General features: G+C 59.9%; 19 protein-coding genes. 10 read left to right on the forward strand and 9 right to left on the reverse strand.

What is annotated here, in order from left to right; genetic code table 11:
- Positions 1-8 precede the first annotated feature (8 nt).
- Both QMK52_RS24720 and QMK52_RS24725 read left to right on the forward strand, forming a co-directional pair.
- Positions 9-863 (forward strand): NAD-dependent protein deacetylase, encoded by an 855-nt coding sequence (locus QMK52_RS24720; protein WP_320403601.1) that lies wholly within the window; start codon positions 9-11, stop codon positions 861-863.
- A 469-nt stretch (positions 864-1332) separates the two neighbouring features.
- Positions 1333-1662, forward strand: a complete 330-nt coding sequence (locus tag QMK52_RS24725) for a hypothetical protein (protein WP_003190335.1) — start codon at positions 1333-1335, stop codon at positions 1660-1662.
- A 55-nt stretch (positions 1663-1717) separates the two neighbouring features.
- Here the strand turns inward: QMK52_RS24725 and QMK52_RS24730 are convergent, their stop codons facing one another.
- Positions 1718-2620, reverse strand: coding sequence for a LysR family transcriptional regulator (locus QMK52_RS24730; RefSeq protein WP_032876764.1), 903 nt, complete (start codon positions 2618-2620; stop codon positions 1718-1720).
- Between the two features lie 133 nt (positions 2621-2753).
- On the opposite strand from QMK52_RS24730, the gene QMK52_RS24735 reads away from it, so the two are divergent.
- Genes QMK52_RS24735 through QMK52_RS24745 form a run of 3 tightly spaced genes read left to right on the forward strand, consistent with a single transcriptional unit; the run spans position 2754 to position 5336 of the window.
- Positions 2754-3452 (forward strand): CoA transferase subunit A, encoded by a 699-nt coding sequence (locus tag QMK52_RS24735; RefSeq protein WP_010211319.1) that lies wholly within the window; start codon positions 2754-2756, stop codon positions 3450-3452.
- A gap of 31 nt (positions 3453-3483) precedes the next feature.
- The gene (locus tag QMK52_RS24740; protein WP_005786928.1) at positions 3484-4143 is read left to right on the forward strand and encodes a CoA transferase subunit B; all 660 of its coding nucleotides are present in this window, start codon (positions 3484-3486) and stop codon (positions 4141-4143) included.
- Positions 4144-4154: 11 nt separating this feature from the next.
- Positions 4155-5336 (forward strand): acetyl-CoA C-acetyltransferase, encoded by a 1182-nt coding sequence (locus QMK52_RS24745; protein ID WP_005786925.1) that lies wholly within the window; start codon positions 4155-4157, stop codon positions 5334-5336.
- Positions 5337-5502: 166 nt separating this feature from the next.
- Here QMK52_RS24745 and QMK52_RS24750 read toward each other — a convergent pair whose 3' ends face one another.
- A complete protein-coding gene (locus QMK52_RS24750; protein WP_005786923.1) occupies positions 5503-5922 on the reverse strand; it encodes a PaaI family thioesterase in 420 nt (139 codons plus the stop codon).
- A 157-nt stretch (positions 5923-6079) separates the two neighbouring features.
- Between QMK52_RS24750 and QMK52_RS24755 the strand changes: the two genes are divergently transcribed.
- Entirely contained in the window at positions 6080-6874 is a 795-nt protein-coding gene (locus QMK52_RS24755; protein ID WP_194440415.1) for a DUF4349 domain-containing protein, read from the forward strand.
- Here QMK52_RS24755 and QMK52_RS24760 read toward each other — a convergent pair whose 3' ends face one another.
- Positions 6875-7960 (reverse strand): DUF1615 domain-containing protein, encoded by a 1086-nt coding sequence (locus QMK52_RS24760; RefSeq protein WP_005786919.1) that lies wholly within the window; start codon positions 7958-7960, stop codon positions 6875-6877.
- Between the two features lie 273 nt (positions 7961-8233).
- Here QMK52_RS24760 and QMK52_RS24765 point away from each other — a divergent pair, with 273 nt between their 5' ends.
- Positions 8234-12886 carry an RHS repeat-associated core domain-containing protein gene (locus tag QMK52_RS24765; protein WP_320403602.1) on the forward strand — a complete coding sequence of 1551 codons (4653 nt, stop codon included), beginning with the start codon at positions 8234-8236 and terminating at the stop codon, positions 12884-12886.
- Positions 12883-13212: a hypothetical protein gene (locus tag QMK52_RS24770; RefSeq protein ID WP_032803409.1), complete on the forward strand. Its 330-nt coding sequence runs from the start codon at positions 12883-12885 to the stop codon at positions 13210-13212. Before QMK52_RS24765 ends, QMK52_RS24770 begins: the two co-directional genes overlap by 4 nt.
- Positions 13213-13292: 80 nt before the next feature.
- Here QMK52_RS24770 and hemB read toward each other — a convergent pair whose 3' ends face one another.
- The 3 genes from hemB to QMK52_RS24785 form a co-directional block, all read right to left on the reverse strand.
- Positions 13293-14267 (reverse strand): porphobilinogen synthase, encoded by a 975-nt coding sequence (hemB, locus tag QMK52_RS24775; protein ID WP_005786915.1) that lies wholly within the window; start codon positions 14265-14267, stop codon positions 13293-13295.
- A 116-nt stretch (positions 14268-14383) separates the two neighbouring features.
- Complete coding sequence (locus QMK52_RS24780; RefSeq protein ID WP_194440412.1) at positions 14384-15226, reverse strand: PhzF family phenazine biosynthesis protein; 843 nt, start codon at positions 15224-15226, stop codon at positions 14384-14386.
- A gap of 3 nt (positions 15227-15229) precedes the next feature.
- On the reverse strand, positions 15230-15928 hold the full coding sequence (locus QMK52_RS24785) for a glutathione S-transferase N-terminal domain-containing protein (RefSeq protein WP_005786912.1): 699 nt from the start codon (positions 15926-15928) through the stop codon (positions 15230-15232).
- Between the two features lie 252 nt (positions 15929-16180).
- Here QMK52_RS24785 and QMK52_RS24790 point away from each other — a divergent pair, with 252 nt between their 5' ends.
- Both QMK52_RS24790 and QMK52_RS24795 read left to right on the forward strand, forming a co-directional pair.
- Entirely contained in the window at positions 16181-16882 is a 702-nt protein-coding gene (locus tag QMK52_RS24790; RefSeq protein ID WP_005786910.1) for a hypothetical protein, read from the forward strand.
- Between the two features lie 58 nt (positions 16883-16940).
- On the forward strand, positions 16941-17996 hold the full coding sequence (locus QMK52_RS24795) for a permease (RefSeq protein ID WP_320403603.1): 1056 nt from the start codon (positions 16941-16943) through the stop codon (positions 17994-17996).
- Between the two features lie 109 nt (positions 17997-18105).
- Here the strand turns inward: QMK52_RS24795 and mnmH are convergent, their stop codons facing one another.
- The 3 genes from mnmH to QMK52_RS24810 form a co-directional block, all read right to left on the reverse strand.
- Entirely contained in the window at positions 18106-19209 is a 1104-nt protein-coding gene (mnmH, locus tag QMK52_RS24800; RefSeq protein WP_194440409.1) for a tRNA 2-selenouridine(34) synthase MnmH, read from the reverse strand.
- Positions 19209-20243 (reverse strand): selenide, water dikinase SelD, encoded by a 1035-nt coding sequence (selD, locus tag QMK52_RS24805; RefSeq protein WP_005786904.1) that lies wholly within the window; start codon positions 20241-20243, stop codon positions 19209-19211. The genes mnmH and selD overlap by 1 nt, the downstream gene beginning before the upstream one ends.
- A 94-nt stretch (positions 20244-20337) precedes the next feature.
- Positions 20338-21087 (reverse strand): TerC family protein, encoded by a 750-nt coding sequence (locus tag QMK52_RS24810; protein WP_005786902.1) that lies wholly within the window; start codon positions 21085-21087, stop codon positions 20338-20340.
- Positions 21088-21103: the final 16 nt, after the last annotated feature.

The following is a 21103-nucleotide window of genomic DNA, read 5'->3' on the forward strand; positions in this document are numbered from 1 at the left end:
GAGACACCATGCTCGACACGCTGGAACATCAGGCAGACCACCTCGAAATCCTGCACCGGGCTATGGCTGAACGACGCTTTTTAGCCTTGACCGGCGCAGGCATCAGCACCTCGTCGGGCATCCCGGATTACCGCGACAGTGAAGGTGTACGCCGGGGCAAAGCACCGATGATGTACCAGGAATTTCTTGCCACCCCGGATGCGCGACGCCGTTACTGGGCACGGGCGATGCTGGGTTGGCCGCGTGTGCGCATTGCGCAGCCGAACAAGGCTCACCTGGCACTGGTGACACTGCAACACCGTGGCCATATCAGCGGGCTGATCACACAAAACGTCGACACCCTGCATGACCAGGCCGGCAGCCACGACGTGATCGAACTGCATGGCAGCTTGCATCGGGTGCTGTGCCTGGATTGCCAACTGCGCAGCGCACGCGATGTGATCCAGCGGCAGATGGAAGTCGATAACCCGCATATGGCGCAAGTCCACGCCGTGCAAGCGCCGGATGGCGACACCTTGCTCGATCCGGCGTTTGAACAACACTTCCAGGTGCCCCACTGCCCCCATTGCAACGGCGAGCGGCTCAAACCTGACGTGGTGTTTTTTGGCGAGAATGTCGCACCGGCGACGGCGCTAAAGGCGATGGCGGCGGTAGAACACGCTGAGGGCCTGCTGGTGGTGGGGTCGTCACTGATGGCCTATTCGGCGTTCCGATTGTGCAAGGCCATGGTCGAGCGGGGTAAGCCGGTGATTGCGATCAATCTGGGCAAAACACGCGGGGATGAGCTGCTGCAGGTTAAAATCCAGGCCTCCTGCGAGCAGCTACTGCCGTTGCTCGTCGACCGGCTCCTACAGGAGGGTTGAAACGCCCGACCTGCACCTCCAAAAAATGACGCCCAAGTCACGTTTTCCCGCATTCCCCAGCCCCCACAACAAATTATGTAGTGATAAAAAATAATCACTACATAATCGTTGACGTAACCTTTTTGTCCTTGCATGATCTAGACGTCTCCCGGATCGGGAGCGTTGGTAACAAGCGTTTTGAACAGGCTCGTCTGACCGCCGAGCTGTTTTTCCGGATGTGCACTGCCCACAAGGCAGATTGATGAAGCTGACCAGGCCCGAAAGGGTCCGGTACAAGGAGCTAAAACGCTGCTTGTCTTCGTTATGAAAGCGTTGCGTAGCAGTTCATCAGCAAGACTACATGCATCAGGTTCAAGACCCTGCCCGTATTCGGCAGACCGTCACTGACGCCCGGTTTTCGGAACCGGAGACAACTACGCAGTTTTAACGAATCAATTGATAGATCGCCAACTGGTCAAGGGGCTTACACATGAATCTGAACAACCAACCAACTATCGATGAATTGGCTGAGATGTTCGCAGCGCAGAAAGACACACTCGACGACCATATCCTGTGGATTGGCAAATCGGGCGAAGTGCAAATTGACTGCCTGGCGCCCCATACCGAAGAAGCCGAGTTCGACCGCAATAACCGCGAACTGGCGGCGCGCCTGAAGATGTACCGCCGTGGCCAGGGCTATGTCGGAAAGAAGGCTGCGGCTGATCGCAACTTTATCGAGCAGGTGTTCGATACACTCAACAATGCCTGGGCATCTTTCAAAGACAGCTCGCAAGTTAAAGTGATCGACCGCTACTACTAAGTATTACTCAATCAATGCGGGAGCTGGCTTGCCAGCTCCCGCATTTTTTATAACGTTAGAAAGTTGGAAACCTGCCCTTCCCCGCCTCATCCCGAAAAATATCGAACAACACTTGCGCCGCCGCCGACAACTCATGGCCCGGTTTGGTCAACACGCCAATTGGCCGCTCGATCACCGGGCCGGTCAAGGTAATGCAATGAGCACCCGCCTCCTCCATCTGCCGGGCACATAACGCTGGCACGGCGCTGACGCCCAGCCCGCTGGCGACCATCTTCCCCACGGTCGCCAGTTGATGGCTTTCCAACGCTACGGGCAATTTCATCTGCAAGGCGCCAAGGTGTTCTTCCAACATCACACGTACCGTGGAGGGGCGTTGCAACGTGATAAACGGCTGCTCCAGCAAGGTTTTCCAATCGATCTCGGCACGCTGAGCCAACGGCGAATCCCCTGGCACCACGGCGATAAAGCGATCCAGATATAACGGCGTAAATGCCAACGATGACCCTTCGGACGGCTCGAATGCCACGCCCAACTCCACCTGACGGTCGCGCACCATCTCCAGCACTTGCTCGTTGATCAGGTCATGCACCGTCACGTTCACCTGAGGGTAACGTGCGCGGAAGATCTTCAGGATCGGCGGCAACAGGTTACCGGCAAACGACGGCATGGCCGCCACCGTCACGCGCCCGCGTTGCAGGGTAAAACGCTGGCGCAGTTCGTCCTCGGCGTTATCCCAATCTGCAATCAACCGGCGCGCCAGGGGCAACAGCGATTCGCCCTCGGGGGTCAGCGCGACGTTACGGGTATTGCGGCTGAACAGGCGCCCGCCCAACCCTTCTTCCAACCCCTTGATGGTCAAGCTCAGTGCCGACTGAGAAAGGTGCAGGCGCTCGCAGGCAGCAGCAAAACTCAGACTCTGAGCAACGGCGAGAAAGGCACGCATCTGTTTGACGGTCATGAGGCAGCTCCAGACAGCAGTTGGACTATGCTGTTTTCTAAATCAATCAACCTTAAAAAACAACTTAACAAATCAATCCACTGGCGCAACACTCAACGCACTGGCTGGACCACAAACAATAAAAGAGGTGCATATGGCAGGTTTCGATAAACGCGTGGCGTCCTATGAAGAAGCACTGGCAGGCCTGGAAGACGGCATGACCGTGCTCTCCGGCGGTTTTGGCCTGTGTGGCATTCCGGAAAACCTCATTGCCGAGATCAAGCGCAAAGGCACCCGCGACCTGACGGTGGTTTCCAACAACTGCGGCGTCGATGGCTTCGGCCTGGGCGTGCTGCTCGAAGAAAAACAGATCAGCAAGGTGATCGCCTCTTATGTGGGTGAAAACGCCTTGTTCGAGAAGCAACTGCTCAGCGGCGAAATCGAAGTAGTCCTCACCCCCCAGGGCACCCTCGCGGAAAAAATGCGCGCAGGCGGAGCCGGCATCCCGGCCTTCTTCACCGCAACCGGCGTCGGCACCCCAGTTGCCGAAGGCAAGGAGACCCGCGAATTCAACGGCCGCCCGTATTTGATGGAAGAATCGATCACCGGCGATTTCGCTATCGTCAAAGGCTGGAAAGCCGACCACTTCGGCAACGTCATCTACCGCCATACCGCCCAGAACTTCAACCCGCTGGCGGCCACCGCGGGCAAGATCACCGTGGTCGAAGTCGAGGAAATCGTCGAACCGGGCGAGCTGGACCCGGCGCAGATCCACACCCCTGGTATCTACGTCGACCGGATCATCTGCGGCACCTTCGAGAAGCGCATCGAACAGCGCACCGTCCGCAAATAATCCACGTCCAGAACAATAAGAGGAAACAACCATGGCTCTTACCCGCGAACAAATGGCTCAACGCGTCGCCCGCGAAATGCAGGACGGTTACTACGTGAACCTGGGCATCGGCATTCCGACCCTGGTGGCCAACTACATCCCCGACGGCATGGAAGTGATGCTGCAATCGGAAAACGGCCTGCTCGGCATGGGACCGTTTCCTACCGAAGAAACCATCGATGCCGACATGATCAACGCCGGCAAGCAAACCGTCACCGCGCGTATCGGTGCCTCGATCTTTTCTTCCGCCGAGTCGTTCGCGATGATCCGAGGCGGCCACGTCGACCTCACGGTACTCGGCGCGTTTGAAGTGGACGTACAAGGCAACATTGCCTCGTGGATGATCCCCGGCAAGCTGGTCAAGGGCATGGGCGGTGCGATGGACCTGGTGGCCGGTGCGGAAAATATCATCGTGATCATGACCCACGCATCCAAGGACGGTGAGTCCAAACTGCTCAGCCAATGCAGCCTGCCGCTGACCGGCGCCAACTGCATCAAGCGCGTGCTCACGGACCTGGCGTACCTGGAAATCGAAAATGGCGCTTTTGTCCTCAAGGAACGCGCACCTGGCGTCAGTGTTGAAGAGATTGTGAGCAAGACCGCCGGTAAACTGATCGTCCCGGACCACGTTCCAGAAATGCACTTCCAGTGAGGACAGATTCCATGCAAGACGTCGTGATTGTTGCTGCCACCCGCACCGCCGTGGGCAGCTTCCAAGGTTCGCTGGCGAACATCCCGGCCCCGGAACTGGGTGCCGCCGTGATCCGTCGCCTGCTGGAGCAGACTGGCCTGGACCCGGCCCAAGTCGATGAAGTGATCCTCGGCCAGGTGCTCACTGCAGGCAGCGGCCAGAACCCGGCGCGCCAGGCTTCGATTCTCGCCGGCCTGCCCCACGCCGTGCCGAGCCTGACCCTGAACAAGGTTTGCGGCTCGGGCCTCAAGGCCCTGCACTTGGGCGCACAGGCCATTCGTTGCGGCGACGCCGAGGTGATCATTGCCGGCGGCATGGAAAACATGAGCCTGGCACCCTACGTACTACCCGCCGCGCGCACCGGTTTGCGCATGGGCCACGCGAAGATGATCGACAGCATGATCACCGACGGCCTGTGGGACGCATTCAACGACTACCACATGGGCATCACCGCCGAGAACCTGGTAGACAAGTACGGCATCAGCCGTGAAGCCCAGGATGCGTTCGCCGCCGCCTCCCAGCAAAAAGCCGCCGCTGCCATTGAGGCCGGACGTTTTGCCGACGAGATCACCCCGATCCTGATTCCCCAGCGCAAAGGCGACCCGGTGGCTTTCGCGGTGGACGAACAGCCCCGCGCCGGTACCACGGCAGAGTCCCTGGCCAAGCTCAAGCCGGCGTTCAAGAAAGACGGCAGCGTCACCGCCGGCAACGCCTCCAGCCTCAACGACGGCGCCGCCGCCGTGCTGCTGATGAGCGCCGACAAGGCCCGCGCCCTCGGCTTGCCAGTACTGGCGCGTATCGCCAGCTACGCCAATGCGGGCGTGGACCCAGCCATCATGGGCATCGGTCCGGTATCGGCTACTCGCCGCTGCCTGGACAAGGCCGGCTGGCAGTTGGCAGACCTGGACCTGATCGAAGCCAACGAAGCCTTCGCTGCGCAATCTTTGGCAGTGGGCAAAGAGCTGGAATGGGACGCCGATAAAGTCAACGTCAACGGCGGCGCGATCGCCATCGGCCACCCGATTGGCGCCTCAGGCTGCCGCGTGCTGGTGACCCTGCTGCATGAAATGATCAAGCGCGACGCCAAAAAAGGTTTGGCGACGCTGTGCATCGGCGGCGGCCAAGGCGTGGCCCTGGCGCTCGAGCGCAGCTGAATCGGATCGCTATTGTGGCGAGGGAGCTTGCTCCCGTTGGGCTGCGTAGTTGCCCCATGCCAATAAGAGCAACACAGAAAAGGCCCGGTTCCACGAAAAGCCAGGCCTTTTCTTTTATCGATTCCCTACCTGTAAGCACTCGGTCAGCCAGCTCCCACATTTGATCTCACTGCCTGTCAGCTTGCGGCACCGCGAACACCGCGCTCGCCCGTAGTACCACTCGCTCCTCCACTTGCAAACTCAGCGTCGCAAACGCCATCTGCCGCCCGCGCTTGTGGCTTTCCAAACGCACCACCATCCACTCCCCCACCTGCACGGCGCCCAGGTAGTCCACGGTCATGCTGGCAGTAATCAACGGCAGCGGTGGCTCACTGGAAAACGCCATGGCGTATCCCATACCAATATCGGCCAGCGTCGCCAGCACCCCGCCATGCACCGTACCGCGCCCATTGGCGTGACGATGATCGGCGCGCAGGCCGACTTCCAATTGCAAGCCTTCACCGCGGCAATACGCCGGGCCGAGCAATTCCAGCAAGGGGCTGCTGCGCGGCAATGGGACAAAACCCTGGGGTACGTGAGCGGTCATGGCGGAGGCTTCCCTGGTGTGAGGCTTGAGGTGTACGCCAGCCCCGACCCGGCAGCCACCACCATCAGCCAGGCAAATCCCGGGCAATGCTTTGCGTTAATGGACCAGACCGGCTTTAATCGCGATCAATTTCTCCTGCACATTTCAAGGAAACGCAATGCGCCACCTGGACGGCAATTCCCACCCGCTTCGCGCGCTGCTGTTGATTTTGCTCGCTGGCCTGGCCTTGGCCGGTTGCTCACCCAAGGACCACTCTCGCGCCACGGTCATCAATGGCGAACAGGGCAAGGCCGGGGCGCAACTGGCCTATGAGCATGAACTGACCCTGGCCCTGCCCGGCGCCCTGCTCGCGCCGCGTATGCAGGCCACCCGCGAGGCGTGTGAATTGGCACGCTTTGGTGCCTGCAATATCCTTGGCATTACCGAAGACAGCAACGGCGGCCAGATCATCCTGCGGATCGCACCCACGGGTGTGGAACCGATGGTCGCCCTCGCGGCTGAAGGCGGCAAACTCGGCCAGCGCATCACTACCGCCGAAGACCTGGCCGATGCGGTCGACGATGTGCGCCGCCGCCAGCAGCGCCTGCAAGCCCAGCAGCAACGCCTCGACGAACTGGCCAAGCGCAAGGACATCAACGTCAGTGACTTGATCGTTCTGAGCAAGGAGCAAGCAAGTATTGAAAATGAGTTGCAGGCATTGGCCCAGGTTGCCGCCGGCCAGCAACGCCGCCTCGATACCAATCGCGTGACCCTGAATTTCCGCTCTTCTGACGGTGCGAACCAAGCGTCACGTTTCAGCCGGATGTTCAGCCACCTGGGAGACAACCTGGTGAACGGCACGGCCGACGCCCTGGAGCGTGCCAGCTATGTGCTGCCATTTGTGATCCTGGCGTTCCCGGTGGTGTGGCTGTGGGTTGGGTTGTGGCGCCGCTTCGTCAAGCGCCGCAGCTGATCAGCGCTTGATACAGCGCTGATAGCGCTCATCCACACGCTTGGCAAACCAGGCCGTGGTCAGGTTGCGGGTGATCTTCGGGCTCTTGAGCACAATGCCCGGCAGGATCGCCCGTGGCAGCGGTTTGCCGGCCGCCTGGTCGGCCAGGCTGAAGACGCGCTTGTATAACGTAGTGTCCTCGAAATCCAACTGGTCGCCCTGCTCCAACTGGCTGCGGATGCTCGGGTTGCGCATGTCCAGCTTCGCCCCCAGTGAGCGCACTGCCAGTTCGGTGGTGCCGGGCAGCAGGGAGCCATAGCGGATCAAGTCCCCATCCAGCGCCAACTCTTTACCCGTCACGCGGCTGACCGCGGCCTGGAACGCAGCATTGCGGCTGGCGTACCAACCGGCATTGAAATCGGCAAAGCGGTACAACGGCTGGTCGTAGCTCACCGGGTAGCCGAGCAAATGGGCGATGCCGAAGTACATACCGCCGCGACGGGTGAACACTTCACGGCGAATCGTACCGTCCACCGTGTAGGGATAACCCCGCGCCTGTTTTTGTGCAAAGTCGATACTGACCTGCATCGGGCCTGCGGTGTGCACCGGGTTGAAGCCGCCAAACAAGGTATTACCCAGGGGCACCATGCTGATGAAGTCATCGAAGATCGCGCTCAAGTCCTTCTCCGTGCGTGCGGCATTCAAGCGGTCGGCGTAGGTTTTGCCGGTGGGCGAACGCAATTGCAGGGCGCTGCGTACCACGAACGCGGGCACATGCACCTTGCCGGCGCGACGCAGGATTTCATCCTGGGCGATCTTGCCCATGCCCGGCACAGGCGGGTCGACCTGATAGGTAGACTCCTGCTCGGTCACCGCCAGCACGGCGCAGATGTTTTCGGTGCTGGGGTAGATTTTCTGGGTGTCGAAGGCGGTGTAGATGTCCTGGGCCCAACCGTTGCGGTCCGACACCTTGGCCGGCAGCAGGCGCACGATCTGTGCCTTCACCTCGGCCTCACTGCGCTCGGGTTGCTGCGGGCCACGGGAGGTGGAACAACCGGCCAGCACCAGTAAAGGCATAAGGCAAAAGAGCAGACGACTTGTATACATGAGGCTTCCTTGGTTAACGACAGGCCGGGCAGTGCAGATATCGACAGGTAAGTCTAACCGGGGTTCGTCGGTGAGCCGAAGCGGATGCCTGGTCTTAGCTGAAACATCCCACATAACTGCCGGATAAGCGCTACTCCCCTGCCCTGTGAACCGCTGCAAAGTCCCTCGCCTGATCAAACAGTGCGAGGGATTGCAGATGGTTGTTTTCGTTACGCCCCCGATTCATGGGGTTGGCGCTTGAACCCGGTCATTGGCAGGCTGGCCCTAACCCCAATGAACGTGAAAACGGTCGACGTTGAAAGCGTCTTCCGTGACTTTCGCGATTGCCTGAACACCTTTGACGATTGGGCCGATAGCTTCTGGAGCTTCTCGGCGCTGGAGCTTGAGCAGGTGTTCAAGGTCGGCGATGAGGTAACGCTCGTTGCCCCGATCAATCGCTCCCTGTTTCCCAGCAGCACCGTCGCCACCTGCCAGGCCAACGGTACGTTGACCCTGGTGCATATGTTTCAGAGCACGCGGTTCGTGCCGATCGGCGACACGGCGGTGATGCTGCAACGCGTTGATCCAAACGGCGGCCCGTTGGGCGAGCCCATCCACAAGACCATCGGCCCGAGCGGCATCCTTGAGATCACCGCGTGTGATCGCAACCAGCAATATCGGGTGAGCTTTTACCCCAACGTTTCCCACGAACACGTCAAGGTGCTGTATGCGTCCTACCAATCGGTGATCACCGGGCTGGAAGGACGACTGCGTAAAGAATGGACCGATAATTTCGAAGCACAGTGGGAAAACTACACAGACATCAGCCCGCTTGACCGGCGTCGACTGCTGGAAACGGCATTTCTCAGCGGGATGGGCAAAGCGCTTTACGGTCTTTGGGACAACATCACACAGCTGTATGACCTGTTGGCGAACCTCAAGCCCAACAGCGAAAAGCTGCTGCAGTACCTCTCACAAGCTGAACTCGACGAACTGCTGACGCTGGGTAATGACTCCGTCGCCAAGGGGTTGTTGGTGCTCAGCGATGAGCCGCTGCTGTTCATCTATGTATCGGCGATGGTCAGTTGGATGCGCATGTTGCCGCCGCCGCAGATGACTGAGCTGTGGGGAGAAATTACCGCTGAGGTGTTGATCAATCTACTGCTGATTCGTGCTTTGGGGGCTATGGGGATCACGGCGCGATTGGGGTCTCAGGTGCTCAGTCGCATCAAGTCCGCACAGGTGCGGGCGCTGTTGGAGTTGCTGGCCAGGCAGGTAGCGGGGCCGCGGCTGGACACGCATGTTGAGGCCGCCAAGCCTGTGTTGCTGAGCAGTTCGGCGACACCGGTCAAGGCCGTGCCGGTGGTTCCATTGAAGGCGGGCGACACGCTGGTTTCGAACCCGGTGCCGATGGTTCGCAACAAGACTCGGCAGACGGTATTGGTCCGGCAGGAACACGTTGATGATGCCCCCGCCGTGGCGTCGAATCCCAAGGGAGATGCGGCGGCGCCAGCGGACAAGACGGTCACCAACGGCTGCCCGGTGTCGATGGTCACCGGGGAAGAATTACTCACCCTCACCGACGGCGCGCTGGATGGGGTTTTGCCGTTTGAGTGGACCCGGCTGTATCGCACCAGTGCGGTGGATGTGGATTGCGGGTTGGGGTTTGGCTGGAGTCATGCACTGGCGCACAGGCTTTGTGTGTCGGGCGATTCCGTGGTGTGGACCGACCATGAGAACCGCTCGACCACCCTGCCCTTGCCGACTTCTGCTCGACCCGCGATTACCAACAGCCTGGCGGAAGCGGCGATCTACTTGGGCTCGACGCCTGATGAGCTGGTACTGGCCCAGGCGTCGCGGTTCTATCACTTTCGCGACGGTGCACTGGTTTCGATCAGCGATGCGTATGACAACCGTCTACGCATTTGCCGTGATCGTTCCGGGCGGATTGAGCGGCTGGATAACGGTGCTGGCCGCTCGCTGCTGCTGCGTTATGAGCTGGATCGAATCGTCGCGGTGGACTACCAGGTTCATCGCGCCACAGGGCGTGCACCTTACGTCTGGGAAACCGAGCAGAACGTTGTTTCCTACGCCTATGACGAAGCGGGACGACTGGTTTGCGCGACCAATGCCGTCGGTGAAAGCGAGCGTTATCGGTACGACGATCAGCACGTCATTCTTGAGCGGCAGCTGGCCGGTGGGGCGAGTTTCTTTTGGGAGTGGGAAGGCTCCGGCAAGGCGGCGCGTTGCGTCCGGCACTGGGCGAGCTTTTCGCAGATGGACACGCGCTATGCCTGGGGGGATGACGGCCGTGTCACCGTGCATAACGTCGATGGTAGTCAGGAGGTGTATGTCCACGACGACCGGGCGCGGTTGGTGCAGCGCATCGATCCGGACGGCGCGCAGCATTTCAAATCCTACGATAAAAAGGGCCGGCTGACCGTCGAGCAAGACCCGCTGGGCGCGGTGACGGCGTATCAGTACGACGAAGCTGGGCGCTTGGTGGCGTTGTTTCCGGGGGATGATGAGCCGACGTCTTACGAGCATGACAACGGCTTCTTAAGGGTTGTAAGGCGCGGTGAGGCGGTTTGGAAATATGAGCGCAATGACCAGGGTGACGTCATCCGCAAGATTGATCCGGATGGCAGCGCGACTGACTACAGCTATAACAAACACGGGCAACTGACTGGGGTTTGGTACCCGGATCACAGTTGCCATCGGCTGGTGTGGAATGAGCGTGGGCAGTTGCTGGAAGAGCAATTGCCCAATGGCGGGATCAAGCGTTATCGCTATGACGATTTAGGGCGCCAGATTGCCCGTGAGGATGAACACGGCGCCCAGACCGTTTATGAATGGGACAGCGTCGGTAGGTTGATTCGCCTCGTCTTGCCAGGCGGCGCCACACGAGAGTTCAGCTACAACCCCTACGGGAAAATCATCGCCGAGCGCGATGAACTGGGCCACGTCACCCGCTACGAATACGCCGATGGGTTGCACCTGATCAGCCGCCGTATCAACGCCGACGGCACCCAGGTCAAATACCGCTACGACAACGTTCGCTTACTGCTGACCGAAATCGAAAACGAAGTCGGCGAAACCTACCAACTCGACTACCACCCCAACGGCCTGATCCAGCAGGAAACCGGCTTCGACGGCCAACGCACCGCCTACGTCTACGACCTCAACGGCAACCTGCTGGAAAAGACCGAACACGGCGACGACGGCAGTCAGCTCATCACCCGCTACGAGCGCGACCACGCCGGTCGCCTCGTACGAAAAACCCTGCCTGATGCCAGCGTTGTCGACTATGCCTACGACCGCCAAGGCAATCTCCTCAGCGTCGAAGACGGCCACTGGGCGTTGGCCTACGAATACGACCGCCAAAACCGCCTGACCGCCGAACACCAAGGCTGGGGCACCTTGCGCTACGGCTACGACGCCTGCGGCCAACTACAAAAACTGCGCCTGCCCGACAACAACCGCCTCACCTTCAACCACGACAAAGGCGGCCACCTCGCCACCGTCGAACTCAATGGTGAAGTGCTCACCTCACATCTCTTCAAGAGCGGCCGCGAACACCAACGCCAACAAGGTCAACTGCTCAGCCATTACCACTACGACGACCAAAACCGCCTACACGCCCACGCCGTTACGCAGCAGCAAAACTACCTCTACCAACGCCAATACGACTACGACAAAAGCGGCACCCTCACCCGCCTGCTCGACACCCGCAAGGGCCAACACGACTACCGCTACGACCCGCTTAATCGCCTGACCCGCGCCGATCATTCCCAAGACGTCCAGGAGCGCTTCGCCCACGACCCGGCGGGCAACCTGCTGATGCAAGACCGTCCCGGCCCGGACATCGTTGCCGGCAACCGCCTGATGATCCAGGGCGACCGCCATTACGACTACGACGCCTTCGGCAACCTGATCCGCGAACGGCGCGGCAAGGGCCAGCAACTCGTTACCGAGTACCGCTACGACTGCCAGCATCGGTTAATAAGCATCACAAAACCGAACGGCGAAACCGCTAGTTATCGCTATGACCCGTTTGGGCGACGTGTCAGCAAAACCGTGGATGGCAAGACCACCGAGTTTTTCTGGCAAGGCGACAAGCTGATTGCCGAACACCATGCGGATTGTCATCGCAGCTACATCTACGAGCCCAGCAGCTTCCGCCCCCTGGCACTGCTGGAAGGCTATGGACCGCAAGTCACAACGCCCTACCACTACCAACTCGACCACCTCGGCACACCGCAGGAACTCACCACGCCCGAAGGCGAAATCGTCTGGTCCGCCCACTACCGCGCCTACGGCCAGATCGCCCGGCTCGACGTAGGCAAGATCGACAATCCGTTGCGCTTTCAAGGGCAGTATTTCGATCAGGAAAGCGGGCTGCACTACAACCGCCATCGCTACTACAATCCGGATATCGGTCGTTACCTGACGCCGGACCCGGTGAAGTTGGCGGGTGGGGTCAATGGGTACCAGTACGTGCCCAGCCCTACTGGCTGGATTGATCCACTTGGCCTGAGTAGATGCCCTGGTGAATGCGGTCCCGCTGAAGGCGTCGAAGATCCTGCAACCAGTGCAAAAACCAAAGACAGCCAGCCGACGCTGCCTGCTCCTGAAGAAATTCAGTGGACCGCTCATGGTTATAAGCACAGCCCGTCTAAGAAAATGCCTTGGAAAGATATTTTGGCAACAACAAAGTCCGGCCCGGCAAAGTACAAACCGGGTATAAATATTGAAAATCTGGAAAGAGAAGCCTATAAAAATGGCAGAGCGACTACTAATGGAAAACCTTGGAAAGTGATGGAGTACTCTGAGAGCATTGGGGCCAGCGAAGGAGCATCCAGCCGCTGGATACGCATAGAGTTGAGTGCAAAAACCATTCACGGCCACCCTATTTCAGAAAGAGAATTTCGGAGGTTAACTAAATGATCTCGTTAGATTTCCTGAAAGGCAAAATCACTTACGATGAGCTATCAATACTGCAGAATTCCGGGATTGAGCACCAAGCCCATAACCTAAAGGAGGACATGCTTCAGGTTGAATATCCAGACGGCTTTCTTATTGATGTAGGTTGGTATCCTTCATTCGATGCAAAAGGGCATTTTCAAATAAAGGTGATTAAAGACTACGAATGGGACTCTCCCACTTTAAAACTTACCGCACAATCAATTAGCACACTAAGCGAGCTGCTGCTGCTCGCTCAAGACTCGATTAATACAAAACTTCAAAAAACCACCACTTCGTTGATCGCTTGATAACGTCTAACGAAGTGTATCTGCGCAAGCTCGCCCCTGTGAAAAGCAAACCCACTCACCACAGGGGATAAACGGCGCCGTTAGATCCCCGCCAACGCCAAATCCATCGCAAAATACGTAAAAATCAAATCCGCCCCCGCCCGCTTGATCGACCCCAACGTCTCGCGCACCACCCGGTCCTCATCAATCGCCCCGGCCTGGGCGCCGAACTTGATCATTGCGTACTCACCGCTCACCTGATATGCCGCCACCGGCAGGCGTGACGCCTCGCGGATGTCGCGGATGATGTCGAGGTAAGCGCCGGCTGGCTTGACCATCAGCGCATCGGCACCTTCCTGTTCGTCCAGCAGCGATTCGCGCACGGCTTCGCGGCGGTTCATCGGGTTCATCTGGTAGCTTTTGCGGTCGCCCTTGAGGGCGCTGCCGCCTGCTTCGCGGAAGGGGCCGTAAAGGGCCGAGGCGAATTTGGTCGAGTAGGCCATGATCGGGATATGGGTGAAACCGGCGTCGTCGAGGGCGCGGCGGATGGCCTGGACCTGGCCGTCCATGGCGGCGGACGGAGCGATCACGTCGGCGCCGGCGCGGGCAGCGGCCACAGCTTGTTTGCCGAGGTTGACCAGGGTTGCGTCGTTGTCGACATGGGCACCGTGCATCACGCCGCAATGGCCGTGGTCGGTGTATTCGCAGAAGCAGGTGTCGGACATCACAATCATTTCCGGCACCGCGTCCTTGATGATCGAGGACATGCGCGAAACCAGGCCGCGCTCTTTCCAGGTATCGCTGCCGTTGGCGTCGAGGTGGTGGGACACGCCGAAGGTCATTACCGACTTGATGCCGGCACGGGCGTAACGCTCGATCTCACCGGCCAGTTTCTTCTCCGGGATACGCAGCACGCCCGGCATACTGGTGATCGGCACGAAATCGTCAATTTCTTCTTCAACGAAGATCGGCAACACCAGATCGTTAAGGGTGAATTCGCTTTCCTGGAACAAGCCGCGCAGTTGCGGGGAGCGGCGCAGGCGACGTGGGCGGGCTTGGGGGAACTGACTGGTCATGGCTTTCCTGAAAAATGGCTGAAATCTTTGGGGCCAAAGCTTATGCCCCCAAGTCCCGGCAACACAAATGCCAAGGGGCCAATAGTGTATTGCCAGGCGCGTAACAATTTATTGATCTAGAGCTGTAGCTGCCCTTGGATACACAGCGCTACGGCGCCGCCGACCCACACCTCATCGCCTTGGCGCTCGATGTGAATACGCCCTGCTCGCCCCATCGTCGTGCCTTGGCTGACCACATAACGGCTGGGCGCCAAGCCCTCGGCGAGCAGCCATTGGGCAACACCTGCGTTCAAACTGCCGGTGGCCGGGTCTTCAGGGGCGCCGTCGCCAGCGATAAAGGCGCGCACTTCAAATTGCGCGTCTACTGCGTCACGCACCGGATCACAGGGAGCGATCACCCCCACGGCCAGGCCCTGCAGTTGCGCATAGTCCGGTTGCAACGCGAGCACCGCGTCACGATCAGCCAGCATCACTGCCAGCCACCCGGCACCATTGTCGACCCACTGGCTGCGCACAATCGCCTCGGGCGCCAGCTTCAATGCCAGACGCACGCGTTCCAGCAACGGTGCCTCCACGGCCCCTGCACGCAACAACGGCGGCGCGATAAACGCCAGTTCGTCACCTTGGCGGCGGATGCGCACCAGACCGATTTCGCACTCCTGAACAATCTCCTCGCCTCGGGGTACGCCACCGGCCTGCAACCAGGCGTGGCAACTGCCCAACGTCGGGTGGCCGGCAAACGGCAGCTCCGTGAGGGTGGTGAAAATGCGTACGCGGTAGTCGGCCCGTGGATCCCTGGGTGTGAGCAAAAACGTGGTTTCGCTGAGATTGGTCCAGTTGGCAAAGTCCGCCATCTGTTGGTCAGTGAGGCTATCGGCGCCGAGCACCACGGCCAACGGGTTGCCTTTAAGCGGTACGCGGCTGAATACATCCAGTTGTTGGAACTCGAAAGTCGGCATGCTTCAGCTCGGAATATTCAGGCCACGGATGACCGCCGGACGTGCGACAAAGCCGTCCAATGCGCGCAGTACGTTAGGGAAATCGGCAATGCCCACCAGGTCGCCGGATTCGTAGAAACCGATCAGGTTGCGAATCCAGGGGAAAGTGGCGATGTCGGCGATGCTGTAGTCATCGCCCATGATCCAGGTGCGGCCCAGCAGGCGTTTTTCCAGAACGCCCAGCAACCGCCGGGCTTCAGCGGCGTAGCGGTCACGCGGGCGCTTGTCTTCATAAGCCTTGCCGGCGAACTTGTTGAAGAACCCCACCTGGCCGAACATCGGGCCGATCCCGGCCATCTGGAACATCAGCCACTGCAGGGTTTCATAGCGGGTGGCCGGGTCTTCGGAAAGCAACTGGCTGGTCTTTTCCGCCAGGTAGATCAGGATCGCGCCGGACTCGAACAGCGCCAGCGGTTGCCCGCTCGGGCCGTTAGGATCAATGATCGCAGGGATTTTGTTGTTGGGGTTCAGGGACATGAACTCCGGGGACATCTGGTCCTGAGTGTCAAAACTGACCTTGTGCGCTTCATAGGGCAGCCCCAGTTCTTCGAGCATGATCGACACCTTGACGCCGTTGGGCGTGGGCAACGAATACAACTGCAGGCGATCCGGGTGCTGGGCAGGCCATTTGCTGTTGATCGGGAAAGCGGCGAGTGCGTTCATCGAGAACCCCCTGGACGGAAAGCCCTCATGATAGTCATCTGCCCGCCACCGTGCATGGGTCATCGTTGCGCAACATTTGCCCGCTAGTATCCCCTCTGGGCGAACCAAAGCGCCTGATTGCACTCTTAAGAGCGCCCGAAGGGTAAATGGAAGCACCTTGCTATATCGACAGGGAATACCGCAGGACGCTTGCCGCGTCACTGGGGCCGGGCCTGTCCGCCTTAACCCGACGCACGAAGACTCGAACCTATAATGAAGATCAAGCCTCTGCGCCTTGTGCAACGATTCAAACGTTATTCATACATGATGTTGCCGCTGCTGCTGGTCAGCGCGGCCATCGTCACCGCTCTCGACGCCCGTGAAAGCCGTGCCCAACCCGTGGACGGCGTGCAAACCCTGGTATTCCTGCGCCACGGCGAAAAACCGGCCGGTGGCCTGGGCCAGCTCAATTGCCAGGGCCTGAACCGTGCCATGAACCTGGCTACTGTCCTGCCGGAGAAGTTTGGCAAGGCCAATTACGTGTTTGCCGCCAACCCGACACGCAATGTCGAGGAAGGTGAACTGGACAATTCCTACAGCTACATTCGCCCACTGATTACCATCAGCCCCAGCGCGATCAAGCTTGGCCTGCCGGTGAACATCGAATTCTCAGCGAATGACACCAGCGCCCTGGCCGAAGAACTGGTCGAGGACAAGTACCGCAACGCGACGATCTACACGGCCTGGTCCCATGGTTACTTGCCGGAACTGATCAACAAAGTCGCCAGCGAAGCGTCCGGCGAAAAGCACACCCTCACCGATGACTGGTCTGGCAATGACTATGACTCCCTGTACGTATTGACGCTGACCTGGCACAACGGCAAGGCCTCGCTGCTCAGTCGCAACTATAAGCAGGGGCTGAATAACGGCGATGAAACCTGCCCGGATCCGACCCAGGTCAGTGCAGATATCTGAAGCGTGAGCCGCAGGGGCGTATGATGCCCGGCTATCGACTCACCTGCGGATCCTCTTCATGTCCAACCTCGCGTCCTCCCAGCCCAATCGGGGCTGGTCGTTCTGGTGCAAGCCTGCCCTGTTTCTGCTGGTGGCCTGCATCGGCCTCTACTATGTGAAATGGTCGCCCTACTACCTCAAGGCGTTTGTAGCGGCGGACAACCACAGCATTGGCGCCTCGATTCTCAATGACCAGCAAAGCTCGCCCCTGGCGGCGGCGCTGGCCTACGCCCAAGTGTATTTCCTGGCGATCTGGAAAGCCGCTGTGCTGGCGGTGATCCTCGGTTCATTACTGCAAGTACTGATCCCTCGCGACTGGCTGCTGCGCCTGTTTGGCCGTGCCGGGCTGGGCTCGACCCTGCGCGGCGGGCTGTTTGCCTTGCCGGGGATGATGTGCAGTTGCTGTGCAGCGCCAGTGGCGGCGGGCATGCGCCGTCAGCAGGTGTCGGTGGGCGCGGCGCTGGCGTTCTGGATTGCCAACCCGGTCTTGAACCCGGCCACGCTGGTGTTCATGGGGTTTGTGCTGGGCTGGGACTTTACCGCGCTGCGGCTGGTGGCCGGGATTGTGCTGGTGGTGGGGGTGTCTCTGGTAGCGCAGCGTATCGCGCGCCCTGATCAAGTGCCGGAAGCGGCGCTGGAGGCTGTCGCCGAAGTCAGCACCCTGGAGTCGCAACCCTTCCTGAGCCGTTGGTTGCGCACCTTGTGGCAACTGTTCTGGAGCACCATCCCGGTGTACATCCTGGCAGTGCTGGTCCTCGGTGTGGCAAGGGTGTGGCTGTTCCCCCATGTGGACGGGGCGATGGCCAACAGCTTGGTATGGCTGGTGCCGCTGGCGATCGTCGGTACGTTGTTCGTGATTCCTACGGCGGCAGAAATACCCATCGTACAAACCATGATGACCCTGGGCATGGGCACCGGCCCGGCCGTGGCCCTGCTGATGACCCTGCCGAGCGTGAGCCTGCCGTCGCTGTTGATGCTGCGCAAGGATTTCGATGCGCGGGTGCTGGTGACAGTGGCCGGGTTGACCATGCTGGTGGGGGTGGTGTGTGGGTTGATTGGGGCGGTGATTCTTTAGATTTTCAGTGGGGCTGATGGCCTCATCGCAGGCAAGCCAGCTCCCACCTTTGTATGTATTCACACTTCAAAAGGTGGGAGCTGGCTTGCCTGCGATGGCGTCCGAAAGATCACCCCACCCGAGATGCTCGTTCACGCAAATATTCCACCACCGCCTCTTGCTCCCCGGCAAACTCGATCCGTGCGCCTTTGCTCTCGCGCTGGAACGCATACATCGGGTCGTAATACTCGCGCAACAAGCCTTCGATCCACACGCGGTGCAGCTCCACTGCACCGCTGCGCGCCTGTTCCGCCAGGGCGTCCTGCAAAATCGCCTGCAGCCGCTGGAAACGTTCGCCGCCCAGACGCTTGTGAATATTGACCAGGCTTTGGGTCAGGCGCTCGGCAAATAATAGCTGGCCGCCTTCACCAAACACGTCAATGAACTCGGCGCACAGGTCGACCACGTAATCCTTCAGGATGCGCTCGACGCGGCCTTCGACGCTGTCTTCCAGCCACACCATCGGAAACGTCTGCATCCCCTTGTGTAACGGCAGGGGCAGCGCGCAACTGCCGATCATGCGGCTCTCGTCCTCGACTACAAACTGCCCGATACCGCCTGCACGCTTTTTCAACAGGTCGACCGCCAGGCGGTTCTCGAAGTCGATATTGGACGGTTGCGCGGTGGCACGCTTGCCGAAGCTGGAACCGCGATGGTTGGCATGGCCCTCCAGGTCCAGGGCGTTGCGCAGTTGACCCAATACCTCGGTCTTGCCGGTACCGGTCATACCGCCAAGCAGCACGAAATCACACTGGGCGGTCGCCTGCTCCAAAGTATCCAGCAGGAAGGTACGCATGGCCTTGTAACCACCGCCGACCCGGGGATATTCGATCCCCGCTTCGGCTTTCAACCATTGCTGCACGATTTGCGAGCGCAGCCCACCGCGAAAGCAGTAGAGGTAGCCATCCGGATTAGCCTGGGCAAACTGCGCCCATTGCTCGATGCGCTCGGTCTTGATCGCTCCAGAGACCAGCTCATGGCCCAGGACAATTGCAGCTTGCTGGCCTTGTTGCTTGTAGCAGGTGCCCACCCGCTGGCGCTCGTCGTCGGTCATCAGCGGCAGGTTGACCACGCCGGGGAACGCGCCCTTGACAAATTCGACCGGCGCGCGGGTATCCATCATCGGCCGGTCATTGAGGAAGATGTCGCGGTAATCGGTGATGTCAGTTGCCATCAAATCACCTCTACCGCGTTGGTCTGTCGCTCAAGCAGTTCGCCGATTGGCTCAAGGTTCAGGCCCAGTTCGGCGGCTACCGCATGAAACTCGGCATCGCCTTCGGGGGTGACGGCGATCAGCAGGCCACCGCTGGTCTGTGGGTCGCACAGTACGCGCTTGTGCAACTCCTGCACGCGCCCGAGCTTGCTGGCGTAGCTGTCGAAGTTGCGCAAAGTACCGCCCGGTACGCAGCCCTGGTCCAGGTAGTACTCAACCCCTGGCAGGCGTGGGACTTTTGCATATTCAATGCGGGCCGTCAGGCCACTGCCATCAGCCATTTCCACCAAGTGGCCGAGCAGGCCGAAACCGGTAACGTCTGTCATCGCAGTGACACCGGCCAACTTGCCGAAACGGCTGCCGGGCTTGTTGAGGGTGCACATCCAGTCACGGGCCAGGCCGACGTCGGCCTCGCGCAACTTGCCCTTCTTTTCGGCGGTGGTGAGGATACCAATGCCCAAAGGCTTGGTCAGGTACAGCTTGCAGCCGGCAGTGGCAGTGTCGTTGCGCTTCATGTGGCGCTTTTGCACGATCCCGGTAACGGCCAGGCCAAAGATCGGCTCCGGGGCGTCAATGGAATGCCCACCCGCCAGCGGGATACCGGCGGCGTCGCACACTGAACGGCCCCCGCGGATCACTTCGCGGGCAATCTCCGGCGCCAGCACGTTGACCGGCCAGCCAAGAATAGCGATGGCCATCAAGGGGTCGCCGCCCATGGCATAAATGTCGCTGATCGCATTGGTGGCGGCGATGCGGCCGAAGTCGAAGGGATCGTCGACTATCGGCATGAAAAAGTCCGTGGTGGAGACCACGCCGCGCTCGTCGTCAATGGCGTAAACCGCCGCATCATCACGTGAGGCGTTGCCCACCCACAGGTTGGGGTCCAGGTTCTGTGCGCCGCTGCCGGCAAGGATCACCTCCAACACCTGGGGCGAAATCTTGCAGCCGCAACCCGCACCGTGGCTGTACTGGGTAAGGCGAATCGGCTCGTTCATGGAAGACCTCAAGCTATCAAGTGGGCCGATTCTAGCAGACAGCAAAAGGCCGGCTGGGCTCTTGTGAGCGCAGCCGGCCTGTTTGGGTCAGCGGTTACTCGCGGGCAGCGAGCAAACGCTTGTGGCGGTTACGCCGTGCGATGTTCAGGCATTCGATAGCCGCCGAGAACGCCATGGCCGCATACACGTAGCCTTTTGGCACGTGGGCGCCGAAGCCTTCGGCGATCAGCGTCATGCCGATCATGATCAAAAAGCCCAGGGCCAGCATCACCACGGTCGGGTTGTCGTTGATGAACTTGGCCAACGGCTCGGCCGCCACCAGCATCACGATCACCGAGGTCACCACGGCAATGATCATGATCGGCAAGTGCTCGGTCATGCCCACGGCCGTGATGATGCTGTCGATGGAGAACACCAGGTCGAGCAACAGGATCTGCCCGATGGCCGCCGCGAAGCCGATGGCCACGGTGTTGCCAACCGTTGCTTTCTCTTCAGGCTCCGGGTCCATGCTGTGATGGATTTCGGTGGTTGCCTTCCACACCAGGAACAGGCCACCGGCGATCAGGATCATGTCCTTCCAGGAGAACGCCTGGCCGAACACTTCAAACACCGGCGCCGTCAACTGCACGATGAAGGCGATGGTGCTCAACAGGCCCAGGCGCAATACCAGCGCCATGCTGATACCGATGCGCCGCGCCTTGGCCCGGTGCTGCTCGGGTAGTTTGTTGGTGAGGATCGAGATAAAGATCAGGTTATCGATGCCCAGCACGATTTCCATGACGATCAAGGTAGCCAGTGCGACCCAGGCGGTGGGGCTGGCGGCCAGTTGTAAAAGGTAATCCATAGGTCAGTCCTGACGT

This window comes from Pseudomonas sp. P9_2, assembly GCF_034008255.1.
Lineage (GTDB): Bacteria > Pseudomonadota > Gammaproteobacteria > Pseudomonadales > Pseudomonadaceae > Aquipseudomonas > Aquipseudomonas synxantha_A.